The sequence below is a fragment of the Conyzicola sp. genome (assembly GCF_057073975.1).
Map to the genome: position 1 here is coordinate 1 of NZ_JBXMIS010000110.1, position 2,407 is coordinate 2,407.

A 2,407-nucleotide genomic window follows, 5' to 3' on the forward strand; every position below is an offset into this window, starting at 1 on the left:
GTCGTGGTCGCCCTGGCCAGCGACAGCGAACTGGATGCGGCCGACCTCAGCTTCATCCCGATGCTCGACCCGTCTCCCGCCGAGGGAGCCAACGTCGAGTTCGTCGTGCCGGCCGACCCCATGGTGCGCGACGGCGTCGGGCACATCCGCATGCGCGTGCACGAGCGCGGCAGCGGCGAGACCCTGTCGTGCGGCACGGGTGCTGCCGCGGCCGCCCTCGCGGTGCGGCACTGGGCAGGATCCGGAGCCCCGAACCAATGGAGGGTGGAGGTGCCGGGCGGTGTGCTCGGCGTGCGCATGTTCCCGACGGAGGATGGGGAGCACGTGTCGCTGTCGGGGCCGGCTGAGCTCGTCTACGAGGGCGACCTCTCGATCTAGACCTCGATCGCGCCGCCGGTGGCCGTCAGGTGCTCGCGGAACGTGAGCACGGGATTCTCTGCCCGAGCGGCGATGTACTCGGCGAAACGCACCTGCTCGCGCAGCGGGCGACCCCCGCGGATGAGCTCTGCCTGCCTGCGCTCGGTGTCACGGATGCCCCGGGCGATCCCGAGGACGCGATCGATGGATGCGGCCTCGACGAACACGATGCCGTCCTCGTCGCCGATGACGACATCCTCTGTGGTCACGGTCCACTCGCCGATGGTCGCGGCGCTCAGCGCGTCGGGCTTGGCGGCCTCGACCCGCAGCGGCCCCGTCGACGTGGAGCCGAGGCTGAAGACCGGCAGCCCGATCTCGAGGATGTCGGCGGTGTCGCGGTGCAGCCCCCAGATGACGATGCCCGCGAGGCCGGCGTGCTGCACCTCGAGCGCGACGAGGTCGCCGACGCAGGCCTCGCTTGCGAGTCCGTCGTTGTCGACGACGAGCACGTCGCCGGGCAGTGCGGTCTCGAGCGCCTCGAGGTAGAGGTCGACGCTGCCGGCGTGCCGAACGGGCAGCACGCGCCCCGCCACCCGCATGCCGCGCGCGACGCCCTGCAGCGCAGCCGGCCCGCACCGCACCGGCAACCCGGCGCGGATGCAGGCGTCGGCGATGTGGGCGGTGGTGAGCTCGTCGAGGTTCATGCTCACAGGATGCCGCACCGCTTCGGCCGCGCACACCGCATGGCAGCAGCGCTGCGGGATTCGGCAGAATTCCTGCGGCGCACCGTTTCGGCTGCGCTGCCAGGCGCCAGATCTCGAGGACGCGTCGTCCACGTCGGGAGCACGCCAGAGCTCCCGTCCGCGACGCCACCACCCGCACCCCCGTACGCTGAAACCATGAACCACACGACCCAACCCATCGACGCGGCAAGCGCGCGGGCGCTCGAGGCGAACGGCTTGCGGCTGCAGCTCGTCGACACCGACGACGCGGCGAGCTTCGAGCGGTGGATCCAGGCCGACAACCGCGGCTTTCACGGCGACTGGCTGAAGCCAGACGAGGTCGTCGGCTTCATGCAGGGCGTCGCCAACCGGCGCACGACCGGGGTGTACGACGCTACCGCGGCCGAGCCGGGCATGCCGGTCGCCACCGTCAACTCGTGGCCGACACCGCTGACCGTTCCCGGCGGAACGGTGGATGCCTGGGCGATCAGCGCCGTCACCGTCGCCCCGACGCACCGCCGGCGCGGCATCGCGCGCAACCTTCTTGAGGCCGAGCTGCGCACCGCCAACGCCCTCGGGCTGCCGCTCGCGATGCTCACCGTGAGCGAGGCGACCATCTACGGGCGCTTCGGGTTCGCTCCGGCGCAGGTGGTTGCCGACCTCGAGTTCGACGTGCGCAAGGCGCGCTGGAGCGGCCCGGCGGCATCCGGTCGTGTGCAGTTCGTCGACCGGGAGCAGCTGCGCTCCGAGGCCGACGCCCTCATCGCGAGGGCGCGCCGGCAGGCGCCCGGCGAGATCGAGGCGTGGCCGCGGCTGTGGGACCGCATCTTCGGCCTCACCGTCGGCCAGGAGGATGCGGGGCGCAAGATCCGCAGCGTGCGTTACGACGACGAGAACGGCGAGCCGCAGGGCTTCGCGCTCTACACACTCACAGAGCACCCGACCGACTACAGCAAGCACGAGGCGACCGTGCCGTACCTGCTGTCGCTGACCCCCGACGCCTACGCGGGCCTCTGGCAGCACCTGCTCGAGCTCGACCTGGTGTCGACCGTGAAAGTGCCGCTGCGCTCCGCATCGGAGCCGGTCATCTGGCAGGTCGCCGACCAGCGGGCGATCACGGCGACGCACCACGATCACCTGTGGCTGCGCATCCTCGATGTTGCGGCGTCGCTCACCGCGCGCCGGTTCGCGACCCCGATCGACCTCACGATCGAGGTGACCGACGACCTCGGCTTCGCGGCGGGCACCTATGCGCTGACGGATGCGGGGGTCGAGCGCGTCGAGTCCGCCACACCCGACCTGACCCTCACCGTCAACGCCCTCAGCGC

At 71.5% G+C, this 2,407-nt stretch carries 3 protein-coding genes; 2 read left to right on the forward strand and 1 reads right to left on the reverse strand.

Annotated features, from left to right (window positions below; all coding sequences use genetic code 11):
- On the forward strand, nt 1–378 hold a 378-nt coding region (locus AC14A7_RS10010), incomplete at its 5' end, for a diaminopimelate epimerase (protein WP_484008589.1).
- Here AC14A7_RS10010 and AC14A7_RS10015 read toward each other — a convergent pair.
- Nucleotides 375–1,061, reverse strand: coding sequence for an RraA family protein (locus AC14A7_RS10015; RefSeq protein WP_484008591.1), 687 nt, complete (start codon nt 1,059–1,061; stop codon nt 375–377). The two genes, AC14A7_RS10010 and AC14A7_RS10015, sit on opposite strands and share 4 nt — an antisense overlap.
- A 195-nt stretch (nt 1,062–1,256) precedes the next feature.
- Here AC14A7_RS10015 and AC14A7_RS10020 point away from each other — a divergent pair.
- The coding region (locus AC14A7_RS10020; RefSeq protein WP_484008593.1) for a GNAT family N-acetyltransferase at nt 1,257–2,407 on the forward strand (1,151 nt) is incomplete at its 3' end.